At 56.7% G+C, this 16,196-nt stretch carries 12 protein-coding genes and 1 tRNA gene; 8 read left to right on the plus strand and 5 right to left on the minus strand.

What is annotated here, in order from left to right; genetic code table 11:
* Positions 1-65 precede the first annotated feature (65 nt).
* Entirely contained in the window at positions 66-1,124 is a 1,059-nt protein-coding gene (gene fni, locus ACVWXF_RS01525; protein ID WP_457473470.1) for a type 2 isopentenyl-diphosphate Delta-isomerase, read from the plus strand.
* A 284-nt stretch (positions 1,125-1,408) separates the two neighbouring features.
* Here the strand turns inward: fni and ACVWXF_RS01530 are convergent, their stop codons facing one another.
* From ACVWXF_RS01530 to ACVWXF_RS01545, 4 genes are all read right to left on the minus strand, one after another.
* On the minus strand, positions 1,409-3,007 hold the full coding sequence (locus tag ACVWXF_RS01530) for a DUF6930 domain-containing protein (RefSeq protein WP_457473446.1): 1,599 nt from the start codon (positions 3,005-3,007) through the stop codon (positions 1,409-1,411).
* Between the two features lie 189 nt (positions 3,008-3,196).
* Positions 3,197-3,269: transfer RNA gene (locus ACVWXF_RS01535), tRNA-Thr, on the minus strand.
* Between the two features lie 83 nt (positions 3,270-3,352).
* Positions 3,353-4,165, minus strand: coding sequence for a TPM domain-containing protein (locus ACVWXF_RS01540; protein ID WP_083757667.1), 813 nt, complete (start codon positions 4,163-4,165; stop codon positions 3,353-3,355).
* Positions 4,166-4,308: 143 nt separating this feature from the next.
* Positions 4,309-5,436, minus strand: a complete 1,128-nt coding sequence (locus tag ACVWXF_RS01545; RefSeq protein ID WP_457473447.1) for an FAD-binding oxidoreductase — start codon at positions 5,434-5,436, stop codon at positions 4,309-4,311.
* A gap of 521 nt (positions 5,437-5,957) precedes the next feature.
* Here ACVWXF_RS01545 and ACVWXF_RS01550 point away from each other — a divergent pair.
* From ACVWXF_RS01550 to ACVWXF_RS01560, 3 genes are all read left to right on the plus strand, one after another.
* Positions 5,958-6,962, plus strand: coding sequence for a cytochrome c oxidase subunit II (locus tag ACVWXF_RS01550; protein ID WP_457473448.1), 1,005 nt, complete (start codon positions 5,958-5,960; stop codon positions 6,960-6,962).
* A gap of 77 nt (positions 6,963-7,039) precedes the next feature.
* Positions 7,040-8,746 carry a cytochrome c oxidase subunit I gene (ctaD, locus tag ACVWXF_RS01555; RefSeq protein WP_457473449.1) on the plus strand — a complete coding sequence of 569 codons (1,707 nt, stop codon included), beginning with the start codon at positions 7,040-7,042 and terminating at the stop codon, positions 8,744-8,746.
* A gap of 118 nt (positions 8,747-8,864) precedes the next feature.
* Entirely contained in the window at positions 8,865-9,476 is a 612-nt protein-coding gene (locus ACVWXF_RS01560) for a cytochrome c oxidase subunit 3 (protein WP_414341934.1), read from the plus strand.
* On the opposite strand, the gene holA is transcribed toward ACVWXF_RS01560, so the two are convergent.
* Positions 9,464-10,456, minus strand: a complete 993-nt coding sequence (holA, locus tag ACVWXF_RS01565) for a DNA polymerase III subunit delta (RefSeq protein ID WP_414341931.1) — start codon at positions 10,454-10,456, stop codon at positions 9,464-9,466. The two genes, ACVWXF_RS01560 and holA, sit on opposite strands and share 13 nt — an antisense overlap.
* 935 nt (positions 10,457-11,391) lie before the next feature.
* Between holA and ACVWXF_RS01570 the strand changes: the two genes are divergently transcribed.
* From ACVWXF_RS01570 to ispD, 4 genes are all read left to right on the plus strand, one after another.
* On the plus strand, positions 11,392-12,807 hold the full coding sequence (locus ACVWXF_RS01570) for an IctB family putative bicarbonate transporter (RefSeq protein ID WP_457473450.1): 1,416 nt from the start codon (positions 11,392-11,394) through the stop codon (positions 12,805-12,807).
* Positions 12,808-12,958: 151 nt separating this feature from the next.
* Entirely contained in the window at positions 12,959-13,297 is a 339-nt protein-coding gene (locus ACVWXF_RS01575; protein ID WP_011430352.1) for a P-II family nitrogen regulator, read from the plus strand.
* A 154-nt stretch (positions 13,298-13,451) separates the two neighbouring features.
* Positions 13,452-14,858 (plus strand): ammonium transporter, encoded by a 1,407-nt coding sequence (locus tag ACVWXF_RS01580; protein ID WP_457473451.1) that lies wholly within the window; start codon positions 13,452-13,454, stop codon positions 14,856-14,858.
* A gap of 149 nt (positions 14,859-15,007) precedes the next feature.
* Complete coding sequence (gene ispD / locus ACVWXF_RS01585) at positions 15,008-15,715, plus strand: 2-C-methyl-D-erythritol 4-phosphate cytidylyltransferase (protein WP_414381026.1); 708 nt, start codon at positions 15,008-15,010, stop codon at positions 15,713-15,715.
* Positions 15,716-16,196 lie beyond the last annotated feature (481 nt).

Genomic DNA, 16,196 nt, shown 5'->3' on the forward strand with positions numbered 1-16,196 from the left:
GCAGCGCGCGGCGTTATAGACTGACAATCTCTACCAAGACCAAGGTGCTCCGCACTGCTGACATGATGGCCGATTCTCTCCCCCCCATTTCCGAGCGCAAACAGGATCACCTGGACATTGTTCTGCAGCAGGATGTGGCTGCCAAAGGGATCCGCACCGGATTTGAGCGGTTTTTCTTTGAGCATGTGGCGCTGCCGGAGCTGCTGTTGCCGGAGATCGACCTAAGCTGCGAATTCTTGGGAAAACGCCTACAGGCACCCCTGCTCATCAGCAGCATGACGGGGGGAACAGAGGCTGCCCATGAGCTAAACCGACAACTGGCCGCCGCTGCCCAACAGTTGGGCATTGCCATGGGGGTGGGATCCCAGCGGGCAGCCTTGGAACATCCAGAGCTGGCCCGGACTTACCAGGTGCGCCAAGTGGCCCCGAATATTCTGCTGCTGGCCAACCTGGGTGCCGTTCAGCTCAACTACGGCTATGGGTTGGAGCAGGCGCGACGGGCGGTGGAGATGATCGAGGCGGATGCGCTGATTCTGCACCTCAATCCTCTCCAGGAGGCGGTTCAGCCCCAAGGGGATCCCGACTGGCGTGGATTGTATGGCCGCATCGAACAGTTGGTGGCGCAGTTGCCGGTGCCGGTGGTGGTGAAGGAAGTGGGCAATGGCCTCAGTGCTAAGGTAGCCCAGCGGCTGGCCGAATGCGGTGTGGCGGCCCTGGATGTGGCGGGGGCGGGCGGCACCAGTTGGAGCGAGGTGGAGGCCCATCGCCAAACAGATGCTCTCAAAAAACGCATTGCCCACAGCTTCAGGGACTGGGGGATCCCAACGGCTTTGTCCCTGCTGGAAATTCGTCGCCTGCTGCCGGACTTACCCCTGGTGGCCAGCGGCGGCATCCGCAATGGCATCGACGCGGCCAAAGCTATCCGTCTGGGAGCCGATGTGGTGGGTATGGCCGCCCCCGCTTTACACGCCGTCTCCCAAGGACAGATGCAGGCAGTGGTGGACACCTTTCGCGCCGTGATCGAGGAGCTGCGCATTGCTGCCTTTTGCACTGGATCGGCCAACTTGGCTCGGCTGCGACAAGCTACCCTGCGGCGGCAGGATACTTGGGATCCCTTGCCCTAAACTCCAAGCACTTGCCACAAACTGAGGGTCAATACCAGAGCCCCCAGATGATAGGGCCACTGTATGCTTTGTCGAGATGCTTTGTCGAGATGCTTTGTCGAGATGCTTTGTCGAGCTATTTTGCCGGTCAGCACCCAGGAGAGAACCAGAGCCAAGATAGCGTGGATCCCTGGAGAAACCGGATCACCGCCCGGTAAACCTGCCAGAGATAGAAAGAAGGGATCCCGGCTGGGAGAAAGTTGCCCAGGTTACCGGTAGCACCTGGCCTGCCTCCGTCCGGACGGTCAAGGCAAAGGCAATTCTCGGCTAATTCGCACCATCGGCCCCAGTCCCAGTCCCGTTGGGTTCAAAGCCTGCATCTCAAACAAGGCCAGAATGTGGCGCACTTGCAGCTCTGGGCGCGTAGAATTCACCCCCATCGCCACCACCAAGCCGCAATAGCCACCCGTATCCCGGCAACGCCGCTCCCAGCGCTTGCGAGCCATGGAGTGAACGGGATCATCTTCGGGAAACTCTCCAAACAGGTGCAGATCGCGATTGCCCGTTTGCACAATTTCCAAGTCGTAGCGATCGCCATCGAAGGGATCCACCCCTGTGTTGAAACAAACGCCCTGGGGCCCGCCTTCCCCACGCAAATTCTCGATGAGCTGCTTTGCTTTTGATCGAGAGGTGCGCACAATCACCACCGGCAGCCCTTCTCCATTTTTCACCAGCTTGCTTTGGGGGAGGGGATGCCATTGCCCCGTGCGCCGCAGCATTTCCACCGTTGTCCACGGCAAGACCCCCAGACCTATCTGCGCCCCTTCCGGCACCAAATCATCCCGCAGCAGGGTTTGGGCAGGTTCTTCCTCCTCCCCTTCCAGCTCCAGCAGCTCTTCAGCCACGTCCGGCAGAGTGCGCACCTGCACCGAAAGGGTTGCTCCCTTCTCTTGGGGGTTGGGAATGCGGTACCGACCTTGATAGGAGCGAAAGTCATCTTCCAGCTTGCGGTGGTACTGCTTGAAGAAGCGATGCAAGGCTTCCAGGGCCACCGATAAGACCGCTGCCTCGTCCTCCTGCAAAGTCACGCGCAAGCCTTCCAGGGGGTGAATGGTGCCAAAGTTCGGCTCAATTTCCTCGGGATCCAACTCTGCCAAGTCCAGATCCGGCAGTTCGTTAAGTTCAGGATTGCGAGCTTGGAATGTGAGATAGAGACAATCTTGTCTGAGGAAGGCTTCCTCCATCTCTTCGGGAGTATCCGGCTGGCCCGCATCCTGGCGAAACTGTTTAAGAGAGGGCAGCGAGCGATAAAAAAGCACCCCATACTCCATGCCCAACCGCCCCATCACCGAGACATAAAGGGTTTGGATATCCCAGTGATTTAGGTCGATCGCCAGGATTTGGTGATCCTCTAGGTAATCCCAGGGAGCATCTCGCCAGAGGGTAAGGGCTTTGCCGGCCAGCAACTCAACATAGTGTTCCGGCAGAGGGGGAGGGATCCGTTCGTTGGCCTCTTCAAAGCTCTGAAGGATCTCATCGATTAGAGGCAATTCCGGCTGGCATTCCACCTTAATGTCCAGCTCGTGCAGGATGCCGCGCAAGAAAAATTGCACCTCTCGATCCCGCACGATGATCTTCTGGGGGCGAGCAGGTGAGGCAGCATGGGGCCGCTCCATGGCCACAATCAAGGTTCGCACCATCGGCTCAAAGCCAGAATCGGCGGGCACCACTTCCATGGCCCGTACCACGCCCTGAACGCCATCTACCCAAAGAATGCACTCCCCTTCCGTTTGGGATCCCATGGGTGGCGATCCTGAGAGCTTGTGGCGATCCCCTTCCCACACCGAGGGCACCTGGGGCAGCTTTTGCAATCGACGAACCGTAGCGGCTGGGAGACCGGACATAGACATCCAAGAAGAATCAGGAGAACAACCCAATCGGCTGAGTAGGTATGCCAAACTGAGCAGGGAACGGCCTTGGCCTTTTGCCGGTAAGGCTCAGGGATCCCGCTAATGCCAATCTAACCACCAGTGTAGAAGCTGAGTTCGGCTTCAGCGAGAGGAGACAGCAGAGCCAAGTTCCATGGCACCAGAAGCTGATGGTCAGATTCGAACTGACGACCGCTCGATTACAAGTCGAGTGCTCTACCAACTGAGCTACATCAGCAATTTCTGCTCACCGATTCTAGCATTTGTCCCCTGCGAACTGGGGCTCGCAGGGAAGGACGCCCAGCCGACTTCACGAGTCAGCTACTGCTGATCCACTGCCGGGCGAGCAATGGGAGCCAGGTAGATCACCAAAGCCCCTGCCAGAAACCCCAAGACGTTGCGCAACACCGGGATCCAATCCTGCGTGCGTGTGACCACCGGGCCGATACCGAAAGCCCCGAACAAAATGAACCACAGGGGAGAAATGAGCAAGGCCCAACGCCAGTTAAACAGCTCCTCCGCATGGCGGGGCTTGCCGGCAAACCCGAAGACAATCCCGCCCAAAATCGAGGTCACCAGCGTTAGGATCCACTGCTCTTGAGGCAGGCCGGGCACCACACGGCAGCCCCCCTGATGAAAGCAGCGATCCAAGACATCAACGGTCTCCAGGATGGCGCGTTGGGTGCCGTGCTCCCGCACATAGAATTGGTTGCCAAAGCGAGATTGCAGCTCAATCCAAAAGGTACGTGGCAAGATCTCGCGCACAGCATCCCCCACATTAAACGCCAGTAAGTTGCCCCCCCTGGGATCCGCCACCATCAGAACGCTGCGCTCATTCAAGCCCCAGTATTCCTTCACCTGACGACCCGGTGTTTGGTCGAACTGAGTCAGCACCCGCAGCTTCCAGCCGGTGTCTTGCTCTAACTTGTTCAGATGCTGGGCCAGTTGAGCTTCCTGATTGCTGGTCAACTGATCCGCCAAGTCCAAGACCGGCACGGGCGGCTGAGGCAGCTCCATCGGCACCACCGGCAGGGCAGGTTGCGCCCAGGTCAGGGATCCCCCACCCACCGCAATCAACAGCCCAAGGCAAAAGCCCACCCCAACGCGGAGTATCCGTTGCCACTCGATGCTCATGCTGATCCCTCTCTTAGCTTTGACGCTGAGATACTGAGAAGTGATGTTAAGAAATGTTTCAATTTCTTATAGATCTATCATGCACCGGAACAAGACGTTTGGCCAGAGGGATCCCGAGGAAGCAGCGGTGGCGAGGGCGATGTTTATATCAAGCTGGGGCTGAAGGTGCCGGCAGGGTCGAAGTGCTGCTTCAGCTTGCGCATCAGACTTGCAACCGGGCCAAAGTCATGGGCAAGAGCCCTCTTCAGAGCTGGCGGCGCCTCCAGAAGCAGGAGAAATCCGCCCGCAGACTTGAGGTAGCGTTGCAGTTGCATTAGGGATCCCACTTCTGGCTGAACCAGCCAAGCCCGCCCTAGCCCACAGCCTCGGTGCAGTTGCACCTGAGCCCCAGGGAATAGAGTTTGAAACTGCTCCAATGTTGCCAGGCTCTGATTGGGCAGGCACCCGAACTTGGCCAGCACCGCCCCTGAGCCGGGTTGAGGCAGGGACAGAGAGCCGGGATTCACTTCCTGCAAAGTCAGCCCTGCAGGGGCCAGCCGCCGCGTTTGGGCCATCTGCTGGGCAATCGCCCGCTCCGAGCCGTGAAAGCTGAGCCAAACTTGGGATCCCTCTGCCCTTAGCCAGAGATCCACCCCCACAGGGTTAACGGGGCCGGTCAGCACCTGCTGACACAGGACCTCCAGCTCCGGCAGGGATCCTGTAGCCAGCAAAGCAGACTGAGCTGCCGGCAACGGGTAAAGCCGTAGGCTCACCTGGGTCAAAATTCCTAGGCTGCCCAAGGATCCGGTGAACAGCTTCATCAGGTCATAGCCGGCAACATTCTTGACAACCCGCCCGCCCGCTTTGGCCACTTCCCCATCCGCCCGCACCCAGGCTATGCCCAGCAGCAAGTCGCGGATCCCGCCGTAACGCCAGCGCAGAGAACCCGTATCGGCAGTGGCGATAATGCCCCCCAGGGTAGCCCGCTCCGGATAGAGGGGATCCACCGGCCACCATTGCCCCCGCTCGGCCAAGATGTGTTGCAGTTCCGCCAAAGTCATGCCAGCTTCCACCGTGACGGTGAGATCAGCAGCCGCATGGTCGATGAGCCGGCGTAAGCCGCGCGTGCTGAGAACCAAATCCACCGGCTCCACAGAGTGGGCCCAGCCCCACTTGCTCCCCTGCCCCAGCGGCAGCACTTTCCGCCCTTGGCACTCCTTTAAGATTCCGGCCAATTCCGAGACCGTTGATGGAGTCTGGATCGGCAAGGGATCCCCTGGATCAGATAGCAAGGTCGCCAGTGAATGGGGAGAAGACATTGGGGAAAGCGAAGCAGAGATTAAACAGAAGCAGAGATTAAAGAGAGAAAACCTGTCCAAACCACCCCAATTTCCAGGGTTATCCCACCCTACCTCAGTCTGCGGGCAACAAGAACCTCTGTTTGGAGAGATGACCCTCAACCAGAGCCAGCCTTCAATGTGGTACCGCCCTTACACAGGTCTGCCGAAAATCTCGGAACCAAAGCTCCGCCTCGTCACTGCTCACCCTGAAAGATCCTGAAGAGATCCATAAGTCTACACAATCCTGAAGAGATCCATAAGTCTACACAACTTTCTTTCCCCCGCGAACTAGTATTTGATAGCGGTGGGAAGTCCGTGCACAGCGGATCGGGCTCCATAGGCAAAAATTTTGTAAGCCCTGTAAGCAATGTAAACAAAAACAAAAAACGGCAACAGTAGAAAACGTAGTCTGCAAACGCTGTGGGCGGATTGTCTGCTAGGGTAGATGCTCTCTGTATTGGGGAAAAGCAGTCGTGAGTGCGATTAGCAACATCATCTTGGTGGGTATGGGGATCCTCCTGACCCTTGCCAGCCTTTGGTACGGGCAAAACCACCATCTGCTTCCCGAATCTGCTGCCGAATCAGCCCCCTTGTTCGACAGCCTCTTTAACAGCACCATAACCATTGCCACAGGGATCTTTTTGGTGGTACAGGGTGTACTTCTCTACTGTATTGTCCGCTACCGCAAGCGGCGAGGCGACAAAGGCGACGGGGATCCCAATCACGGCAATGTGCTGTTGGAGATCGTGTGGACGGCGGTGCCGGCGGTGATCATTCTTTGGTTGGGCTTGGCCAGTATAGATGTCTATCAGGCTGTTTACGGGGGCACCGATGTGGGCGGCCATATCCACACGGCCATGGCGATGGAGTCTTCCCACGAAGCTGAGGCGGGGGATCCCGGCTACGCTTATACCCCTGTAGTGCTACCCGGGAAGGAAATGGGCCAGCCGGATCTGGTCGTCCAAGTGCAGGGCATGCAATATGCTTGGATGTTCACCTACCCGGATTCCGGCCTGGTGGCCAGCGAGCTGCACCTTCCTCTAAACAAGCGGGTGCGCTTGGATATGACGGCTCTGGATGTGAACCATGCCTTCTGGGTGCCGCAGTTTCGCCTCAAGCAGGATGTGATCCCGGGCCGAGAGACCCACCTGGAGTTTGTGCCCACTCAACTGGGGCAGTACCCCATCATCTGCGCAGAGCTGTGCGGCCCCTATCATGGGGTGATGGCAGGGCAATTGTTTGTGGATACGCCGGAAGACTTCGAGCGCTGGCAGCAGGAGCAAGTTTTGGCCGCCCGTGGCGAGGGCAGCACCTTGGCCCTCGTTTCAGATTTCTCGCCAGTCCATCCCTCTCCTCGGCCAGGCTCCCCTGAGGCCGAGTCTGCCTTTGCCCATGTCCACCACCAGCGTTTGGGCGTCTCCCCCTCAGATTTGAAGTCTCTCCAGTCCCATTCTGGATCCCTTCCTTCCGCAGGCTAGCCGGGATCCCTGACGCCCCTTTGGCCTGCGCTTGTGGGAACAACATTCTGCCAACGCGATATAGGAGCTTTTGTGCAATGACCCAGCTGCAAGACAGCTCAAGACTTGTTGCTGCACCGAAGGTTGAGCTGGAACTTCCTGCTGAGCCTTGGTGGCGCTTCTTTACCTTCTCCACCGATCACAAGGTCATCGGGATCCAGTACTTGGTGACCACCTTTTTCTTCTACTTGGTGGGAGGGGCGCTGGCGACGGCAGTACGGGCAGAGCTGGCTACTCCAGAGGCCGACTTTCTCGGCTTTGAGCGGTACAACGGTGCCTTTACCCTGCACGCCACGATCATGATCTTTTTGTGGATCGTGCCTGCTTTGGTGGGGGGCTTTGGCAACTACCTGGTACCGCTGATGATCGGGGCGCGGGATATGGCCTTCCCCAAGCTGAATGCAGTGGCCTTTTGGCTGGTTCCGCCCACAGGGATCCTGCTTTTGGCCAGCCTGTTCATAGAGGCTCCGGCTGCCGGCTGGACTTCCTACCCCCCCCTCAGCTTGATCAGCGGCAAGGTGGGGGAAGAACTCTGGATCCTGAGCATTTTGCTGGCAGGAACCTCCTCCATCCTGGCAGCCGTGAACTTCATCACCACCATCCTGAAGATGCGCATGCCCGGCATGAAGATGGAAAACATGCCGCTGTTTTGTTGGGCCATGCTGGCAGCATCTATTCTTACCCTCATTGCAACGCCAGTTTTGGCCGGTGCATTGATTTTGCTTAGCTTTGACCTCTTGGCGGGCACGGCCTTTTTCAACCCCAGCGGCGGCGGGGATCCGGTGGTGTACCAGCACATGTTCTGGTTCTACTCCCACCCGGCGGTGTACATCATGATCTTGCCGGTCTTTGGCATGATCTCCGAGATTTTGCCGGTGCATGCCCGCAAGCCCATCTTTGCTTACAAAGCCATTGCCTATTCCAGCTTGGCCATCTGCTTTTTGGGGTTGATCGTCTGGGCTCACCACATGTTCACCAGTGGCACCCCTGACTGGATGCGGGTGTTCTTCATGATCGCCACCATGGCCATTGCCGTTCCCACTGGGATCAAGGTGTTTAGCTGGCTGGCCACTTTGTGGGGCGGCAAAATCCACTTCCGCTCGGCCATGCTGTTTGGCATGGGTTTTGTCTCGATGTTCGTGATCGGCGGCTTGAGCGGGATTATCCTCGCCTCGGTGCCTCTGGATATCCACGTTCACGACACCTACTTTGTGGTGGCCCACCTACACTACGTGTTGTTTGGCGGCAGCGTCTTTGGGATCTATGCCGGCATCTACCACTGGTTCCCCAAGATGACGGGGCGGCTGCTGAACGAGTTTTGGGGGCGGGTGCACTTTGTGTTGACCTTTGTCGGCCTTAACATGTGCTTCTTGCCGATGCACAAGCTGGGCCTGATGGGGATGCCCCGCCGGGTGGCCCAGTACGATCCCCAATTTGCCGACCTCAACTGGATCAGCTCGGTGGGGGCCTTTGTTCTGGCCATTTCCACCCTGCCCTTTTTGGTTAACGCCATCTACTCCTGGGTGGCCGGGCCCAAGGCGGGAGACAACCCCTGGCAGGCTCTCACCCTGGAGTGGACGACTGCTTCGCCGCCGCCTGCCCACAACTTCTATGGGGATCCCATTCTGCTAACTGGCCCCTACGACTACGGCTTGCACAGCAAGGAGACGCTGGACTACTTTGCTGCTCAGTTGCAAACCTTGCGGGAGCTGGCACTGGCGGAAGCGGAGCCTACTTCTTCTTAGCAGGCCGGATGCCCGGTGGGCGGCTGATCCCCTGCTCACTGGGTATTCCAGTCTTGGCTGGGCTGCTTGTACAGCCTCAAGAAGTCTCAGGAATTCAGGAATTTAGGTGGAAAGGAATATGCAAGGATCCCTTGCCTCTGAAACGCTGATGGTTGGCCACTCAAGGGCCCACACTGCCCATGCTGAGCACCCGGATCATCGCGTCTTTGGCATCTTGATGTTTTTGGTGGCAGAAGGCTGTCTTTTCCTAGGGCTGTTCATGGCCTACCTGGCCTATAGCCTCACCGCCCCGGTGTGGCCGCCGGAGGGAACCCCAGAGCGGGAATTGCTTTTGCCTGGGATCAACACGGTGATCTTGCTCTCCAGCAGCTTCGTCATTCACAAAGCTGGGTCGGCCATCAAGGCCGATGATGTCAGGGGTCTGCGGCTGTGGTTTGCCCTCACAGCGCTGATGGGGGCGGTTTTCCTGGCAGGGCAACTCTATGAGTACAGCAACCTGGAGTTTGGCCTCACCACCAATTTGTTTGCCAGCACCTTCTATGTTTTAACGGGGTTTCATGGTCTTCACGTGCTGGCAGGGTTGCTGTTTATTCTGGCAGTGCTCTGGCGCTCCTTTAAACCCGGCCACTACAGCGCTCAACATCATTTTGGCGTCGAAGCTGCTGAGATCTACTGGCACTTTGTGGATGGGGTTTGGGTTGTGCTGTTTATTCTGCTCTACTTGCTCTGAGCTCGGCCTTCACCCAATATAGCCACGATTTGGATCAGCGCTTCTTGAAAGGCATCTCGTTCCGGCTGTCCTTGCTTGAGGTTGTATTCCAATTGCAAAAGCTGCTGCATTGCTTTCAGTAAAGCTGTGGTCTTCAGGGATCCCACCTCTTTTTGCAGAAAGTAAACCCGATTGGGATTCCCGATTTCTGCTTTCTGGGCGATGACTTTGGGATCCCGTTCTCCCTGATCCAGCAGCAGCCGCACCCATAGCCAGGTGCGAAATTGGCCTACCAACACCGCCAGAATCCTCAGGGCCGGCTCGTTGTGATCCAGCAGATGGGTCAAGATGCGTAGGGCTTGTTCCAGATTCCCTTTGCGCAGGGATCCCGCCAACTGAAAGCTGTTGTAGGCGCTGGCGGGAACTAACGCCTCGACTTGTTCAGGAGAAATGGGATCCTGTTGACCTGCCGTAAACAGGGCCAGCTTTTCCAATTCCATCGCCAAGCGACGGGAGTCATTGCCCACCGCCTCGGCCAATTTCTGGGCGGCTGCCGGGCTGAGGGCCAGATCCCGTTGTTCAGCTTCCCGCTGCACCTGCTGGAGAATGCCCTCCTCATCCCAAGGGGCCAGTTGGGAAAACTCGCGGACAATGGCCGTTTTCTTGAGGATTTTGGTGGATTTCAGGCGCCCATCGGGTTTATTGCTGGTGGTCAAGAGCAGATGGGTGGTAGGGGGTAACTGGGCCAGTGTGCGCTCCACTTCTTCCCACAGATCTTCCGGGCAATGTTGGGTGAGCGTCGTCTCTTCTAGCCAAACCAAGCGGGCGTTGGATCCCAGCGGCGGGGTCATGGCTTGGTTGAGCCCGGCAATCGTGGATTCCGGCGGCAGGCGATCGTAGTTAAAAGCAGCCCAGTGGGGATCCAGCACTTGGTCGCGCAACTGCTGCACCGCCTGCATCAGGCGATAGGTATCATCCCCCCAGTACAGGTAAACGGGCACGCTTCGACCGAGTGATTTACGAGATGCTTTTCCCCTACTTCCTCCATTTTGCGTAGGTCAGTTCCCCTTGTCTAAGCGGTTTGGCTGGGATCCCTGCTCAGCTTGGTGGAGGGAGTCAGTCTCGCCCCTAGCTTGACTCAAGTTATTTAAGAATAGGTCAAGCACTCCCCCTCATCTGGGGAGAACAAAGGCATCTTTACACAAACTTCATAATCCAGAAGTCTCCGCAGCCCAAAAAATTCTGTATTCCCACTGAAGAGATTTCGTGGATCTTCTCCTACGCTCAATAGATTGGGGGTAAAGAATGCAGGTCTGAAGAGTATGGATGGCATTGGCGAGTTTGAGTTTAAGGTGCAAATCTTAGCCCGTTGCATGGGATCCGCCCTGGGTCTGGGCCGTCCTACTCGTATTCAGATTCACTATTCCAACTCCAATTCCCAGAACGCAGTTAGAGCCAAGGAAGGTTGGTCTGGATCCCGCTTAGGCGATCAAATCCCTTCTCCTAATGCCGAAGGTGAAAGAGGATCTCAAGGTCAAGTGTTAGCCTGTGTTGCCTGAAGAATCTTTTGAGAATCGGTCTGTGGTAGGTCAGGAGATCTTCGATTGCGGCAATCCAACATTTGATTGAAGATTGAGATAGAGCTTTTTGTAGTTTTTCCTGCTGTTCTTCTTTGCTTTTTACAGAGACTTGTTCTTAAGATTGAAAACCCAACTTTGATAACTCTTCGATGCCTTTTGTCTTGTAGAGTCTTGTGAGTCAGCCGGTTCTTTGTTTTTGTTGAGGGGTACTTTGTCCGGCTGGCGCGATAAGAAGTTGCGCTCTTCTTCATTGTCTCTTTGCCTCTGGGGATATAGACTAAAGCTTTGTCCCGCTGGTGAAACCAGTAGGATGACTTGAGGTGTGGGGATTTGGGCCCAACACGCCCCAGAGGATTATGGAACGAGCAACGCAACTGTGGCAGGGTTTTCTGCTGCGCGACTTTCCCATCAAAGCTTGGCAGCAGGGGAGCCTTTTGGGCCGCCTGTTGGGATCCCTGCAAAGTTGGGGGAAGAGCAGCATATTGGTTCAAACTTCCGACCGGATTGGCCTGGGGCTAGTGCTGCTCTACTGGATTTTCTCTGCACAAAGCTCCACCGGCATCCTGGGCCTGATTTTGCTGGCTATGGCTGCTCTGGTGGGCCTGTGCGCTTTGGTGGAAATGCCGATTGGGCTGCCGCTGCATCTGCCCCTGGGCCTTTTCTGGGGAATTGCCACCTTGGCAACGATTCTCTCTCCGGTTGCCTACGCAGCACGGGATGGCTGGCTGAAGTTGACTCTCTACCTGGCTGGTTATCTGTTGTTGCATCGTCTGCTGCGCAAACCCCAATTCCGAGATGGGATCGTTGGATCCCTGCTTTTGGTCAGCTTGGTGATGGGGATCCATGGCCTGCGGCAATACTTATATGGGGCAGCGGAACTGGCCACCTGGGTGGATCCGGAGTCGGGCTTGGCAGGTCTGACGCGGGTGTACAGCTATCTGCGCAACCCAAATCTGTACGGGGGCTACTTGATCCCGGTCATTCCCCTGGGGCTGGCCGCCACTTGGATTTGGCCCAGTTGGGGGGCGAAACTCCTGGCCGGGTTTACGACGGCGGTGAACCTGATTTGCCTGTTGCTCACCTACAGTCGCGGTGCCTGGATTGGGGGGCTGGCTATGCTGACCCTGATGGCCGTGTTGTTGGCGCAGTGGCACTCTATCGATTTGCCGGCTCGTTGGCGGCGTTGGGCCTTGCCGGTTCTGTTGAGTGGAGGGGGGGCCGCTTTGTTGCTCGGAATCCTGACGGTACGCCCTCTGCGGCTGCGGGTGCAGAGCCTTTTTTGGGGGCGGCTAGACACCAGCAACAACTTTCGGATCAACGTCTGGGCGGCGGTCTTGGACATGATCCGCGACTTTCCCATCTTGGGGATCGGCCCCGGCAATGTCGCCTTTAACCGCGTCTATCCCCTCTACCAACGAGGCAACTTCAGCGCCCTTGGAGCCTATTCAGTGCCGCTGCAGCTCACCGTAGAGACTGGCTTCATCGGATCTTTAACTTTCGCCTGGTTCCTCTTGGTGCTCTGGGATCACGGCTGGAGATGCTGGAAAACTTTGCTCAACTTGCGGGATCCCCAGGGTCTGTGGGTGGCAGCGGGCTTGGCCGCTTGCACCGGCATGATGGTCCACGGCTTGGTGGATACCATCTGGTATCGTCCACAGGTACAAATGCTGTGGTGGCTTGCGGTAGCGCTCATTACAGCCAGCTTGGCCTCTCTTAGCCCTCAGCCGCCCGTGGATGTTGGTGAGACCCCATCGGAGGCTTCCTCCCGTTAAGGTAGCTTAAGCTTGACCTTCCAGTCTTGACGGGAGCCAACCCAGAGTGGTAAGCATCTTCAGTAGGAGATAAAAAATGTATCCGTTTTTACAATTCACAGGTGTTGGTAGTGTTAGAAATTAGCGGAACTGTTCAGGGTGCAGGAGGCAGATGAAAAAAATCGAGGCCGTGATCCGGCCATTTAAGTTGGATGAGGTCAAAATTGCTTTGGTCAATGCCGGGATTGTCGGCATGACCGTAAGTGAAGTACGGGGTTTTGGCCGGCAAAAGGGACAAACCGAGCGTTACCGGGGATCCGAGTACACGGTAGAGTTCCTACAAAAGCTGAAAGTGGAGATCGTGGTCGAAGATGACCTGGTGGATACGGTGGTGGAGAAGCTGATTGCAGCGGCTCGCACCGGCGAAATTGGGGACGGCAAGATTTTCATCAGCCCCGTCGAAAAAACCATCCGCATCCGAACTGGCGAGCTCAACCAAGATGCCCTATGAGAAGGGATCACGTTCAGGGTTTGGGTTGCCCGGCCTGAGCCTCGTGTGAGTTTGCTTCATGTCTCTTTTGCTGTATATCTGATGAGGTGTTCTTGCCCTACTTTTCGGGTAATGTGTTGCGAGAAGTACTGTCACTTTAGGTGAGTCGAAAAGCATGAGTACGACAATGATCCAAAAGCTCAAGAGCCAGGTGCCCCAGTGGCTTTGGCGACCGGCCAAGTGGAGTCTGACTGCCGCTCTAATGGCTGCGCTGGTTTTTCTATTCGGCCAGGGAACTGCCTTTGCTCAAGAGGCCGAGGAAGTTCAGAAACACGCTGACGTTGTTTGGACGATCGTGTCGGCGGCCTTGGTGTTCTTCATGCAGGCAGGGTTCGCCATGGTGGAGACGGGCTTTACCCGCGCCAAGAATGCCGCCAACATCATGATGAAGAACTTGATGGACTTCTGCATGGGCTGTTGCGCCTTCTGGTTCATCGGGTTTGGCCTCATGTTCGGCAAAAGTGCTGGCTTCTTCGGCACTGACTGGTTTGCTTTTGGCTGGCAGCAGGCTTACGAGGCAGATGGCTGGCCCTTTACTTTCTTTGTCTTCCAGATGGTGTTTGCCGCTACCGCCGCCACCATTGTTTCCGGAGCGATGGCAGAGCGCACTAAGTTCTTGGCCTACTTGATCTACTCCATCGTTATTTCTGGGCTAATCTACCCCATCTCTGGGGGTTGGGCCTGGAACGGGCTGTTCGGCGACTACAACGGCGGCACAGCCGGCTGGCTGGAAAATCTGGGCTACATTGATTTCGCTGGATCGGGGGTGGTGCATTTGGTAGGGGGCGCTGCGGCCTTGGCAGGTGCGATCGCGCTTGGCCCTCGCATTGGCAAGTACGGCCCTAATGGAGAGCCGCGGGCGATCCCTGGCCACAACCTGCCGCTGGGGATGTTGGGGGTGTTTATCCTCGCCTTGGGCTGGATCGGGTTTAATGCCGGTTCCACCACTGCAGCCTCTGTCGATATTGGCTGGATTGCCATGAATACGCTGCTGGCAGCTTCGGCTGGAGCAATTGGGGCGATGTTCACCTCTTGGGTTCATTTTGGCAAGCCGGATATGACCTTTGCCGCCAACGGGGTGCTGGCGGGCTTGGTGGGCATCACTGCCCCTTGCAATACAGTTCATCCGCTGGGGGCCTTGATCATTGGCTCGGTGGCCGGAATCCTCGTGGTGCTCTCCGCGGTGATTTTGGATACGGCGCTGAAAATTGATGACCCAGTGGGCGCGGTTTCCGTGCATGGCACCTGTGGTATCTGGGGGGTGTTGGCAGCAGGGATCCCTTGGTTTGCTCACGCCAATTCAGAGGTTACCTGGGCACAGTTCGGCGTGCAGGTGGTAGGCGCTCTCGCTCTCTTCTTCTGGCCCTTCATCACCTGTCTAATCCTGTTTTTAATCCTCAAGGTAACTGTTGGCTTGCGCGTCAGCGCCGAGGAAGAGATTGCCGGTTTGGATGTGGGCGAGCACGGCAACATAGCCTACCCTGACTTCGTTACTGCTGCCACCGAGGTGGAGGGAGCTTGAGCTGTTGCGCTCGGTTCGACGGGAGGCTGTCGGATCTGAGCGACACGGGACTGAAAATCAAGAGAGGGGGTCAGGTCTGGCCCTCTCTTTTGTGGCTTGTTGACCTCAAGCAGTACACTGGGATCCGGTTGGATGCACTTTTGGATCCCATGCACCTTCTGATCCCGGCGGCTGGCAGCGGCAAGCGAATGGGAGCTGCTGTCAATAAGCTGTTGCTGCCGCTCTTGGGTCAGCCGATTTTGGCTTGGACGTTGCAGGCTGCGGATCGAGCCAGCTCCATCGAGTGGATCGGCATTCTCTCCCAACCCGGCGATTGGCCAGCCATCGAGCAGATCCTGGCGGCAATGGATCTGTCCACGCCGGTGCAGCTTTTACAAGGGGGGGCGACGCGGCAGGAGTCGGTTTACAGGGGGGTTGAGTATCTCTATAACCTGGGAACAGTAGAGCGGGTGTTGATCCACGATGGGGCCCGCTGCCTAGCTACCCCTAAGTTGTTCGATCGCTGTAGTGCTGCTTTGCAGCAGGTGGATGGTCTCATCGCGGGGATCCCTGTCAAGGACACGATTAAAGTCGCTGAGGCAGGCCCAAAAGGGATCCAAATTCAGTCAACCCCAGAACGCAGCCGGCTGTGGGCAGCGCAAACGCCGCAGGGGTTTCGCCTGTCGATGCTATGGCAAGCCCATCGGGAGGCTCTGGCCCAGGGTTGGCAGGTAACCGATGATGCAGCCCTATTCGAGAAGCTGGGTTGGCCAGTCTACATCGTCGAAGGGGAGGAATCCAATCTGAAGCTAACCACCCCCCTGGATGTGTTGCTGGCCGCACAAATCTTGCAGCAGCGCCTCGGACCAGCGCGTTAGCTCAATTCAATCCCGGTAGGGCCAGTCTCAACCTTGGGAATTAAAAGTAGGAAGGAGGAAATCTAGGTTCACTAAGAGCACTTTGATCACCCCATCTCTTGTGGTCCGTTGGAAATGAAAATGATAAGTCTGGCTGTTTAGAATCTAATGCACCCAAGACACCTGAAACCAAGCAAAAGATGAGATTAATGCACTTTTCACTTTCTTCATAAACTTGCCGTTCTGAGAACCGAACTACAACCCAGCCTCTATCCGCTAGATAAGCATCACGCTTACTTTGCTTAGGATCATTCACAGTACGGGCTGGCCTACACAGATTACCTTCAAGAAACCATGGCTCATCAATTTCAATGTCAATGAGTAAAACGAGTGATCTTTTTCCATCTCTAGATACCTGCATTGCGATATCAGGGGTATAGCACCGGACACTAGACTGCTCTATGCACCAGCACCAGTTGCCCATGCCGATTGCAGCTTGCCC

It is taken from the genome of Thermostichus sp. MS-CIW-40, assembly GCF_054058315.1.

Coding starts and splice junctions, on each gene's coding strand:
- ispD (WP_414381026.1), top strand. CDS start 15,008: ATGCACCTTCTGATCCCGGCGGCTGGCAGCGGCAAGCGAATGGGAGCT.
- fni (WP_457473470.1), top strand. CDS start 66: ATGGCCGATTCTCTCCCCCCCATTTCCGAGCGCAAACAGGATCACCTG.
- ACVWXF_RS01575 (WP_011430352.1), top strand. CDS start 12,959: ATGAAAAAAATCGAGGCCGTGATCCGGCCATTTAAGTTGGATGAGGTC.
- ACVWXF_RS01530 (WP_457473446.1), bottom strand. CDS start 3,007: ATGTCCGGTCTCCCAGCCGCTACGGTTCGTCGATTGCAAAAGCTGCCC.
- ACVWXF_RS01560 (WP_414341934.1), top strand. CDS start 8,865: ATGCAAGGATCCCTTGCCTCTGAAACGCTGATGGTTGGCCACTCAAGG.
- ACVWXF_RS01580 (WP_457473451.1), top strand. CDS start 13,452: ATGAGTACGACAATGATCCAAAAGCTCAAGAGCCAGGTGCCCCAGTGG.
- ACVWXF_RS01570 (WP_457473450.1), top strand. CDS start 11,392: ATGGAACGAGCAACGCAACTGTGGCAGGGTTTTCTGCTGCGCGACTTT.
- ctaD (WP_457473449.1), top strand. CDS start 7,040: ATGACCCAGCTGCAAGACAGCTCAAGACTTGTTGCTGCACCGAAGGTT.
- ACVWXF_RS01540 (WP_083757667.1), bottom strand. CDS start 4,165: ATGAGCATCGAGTGGCAACGGATACTCCGCGTTGGGGTGGGCTTTTGC.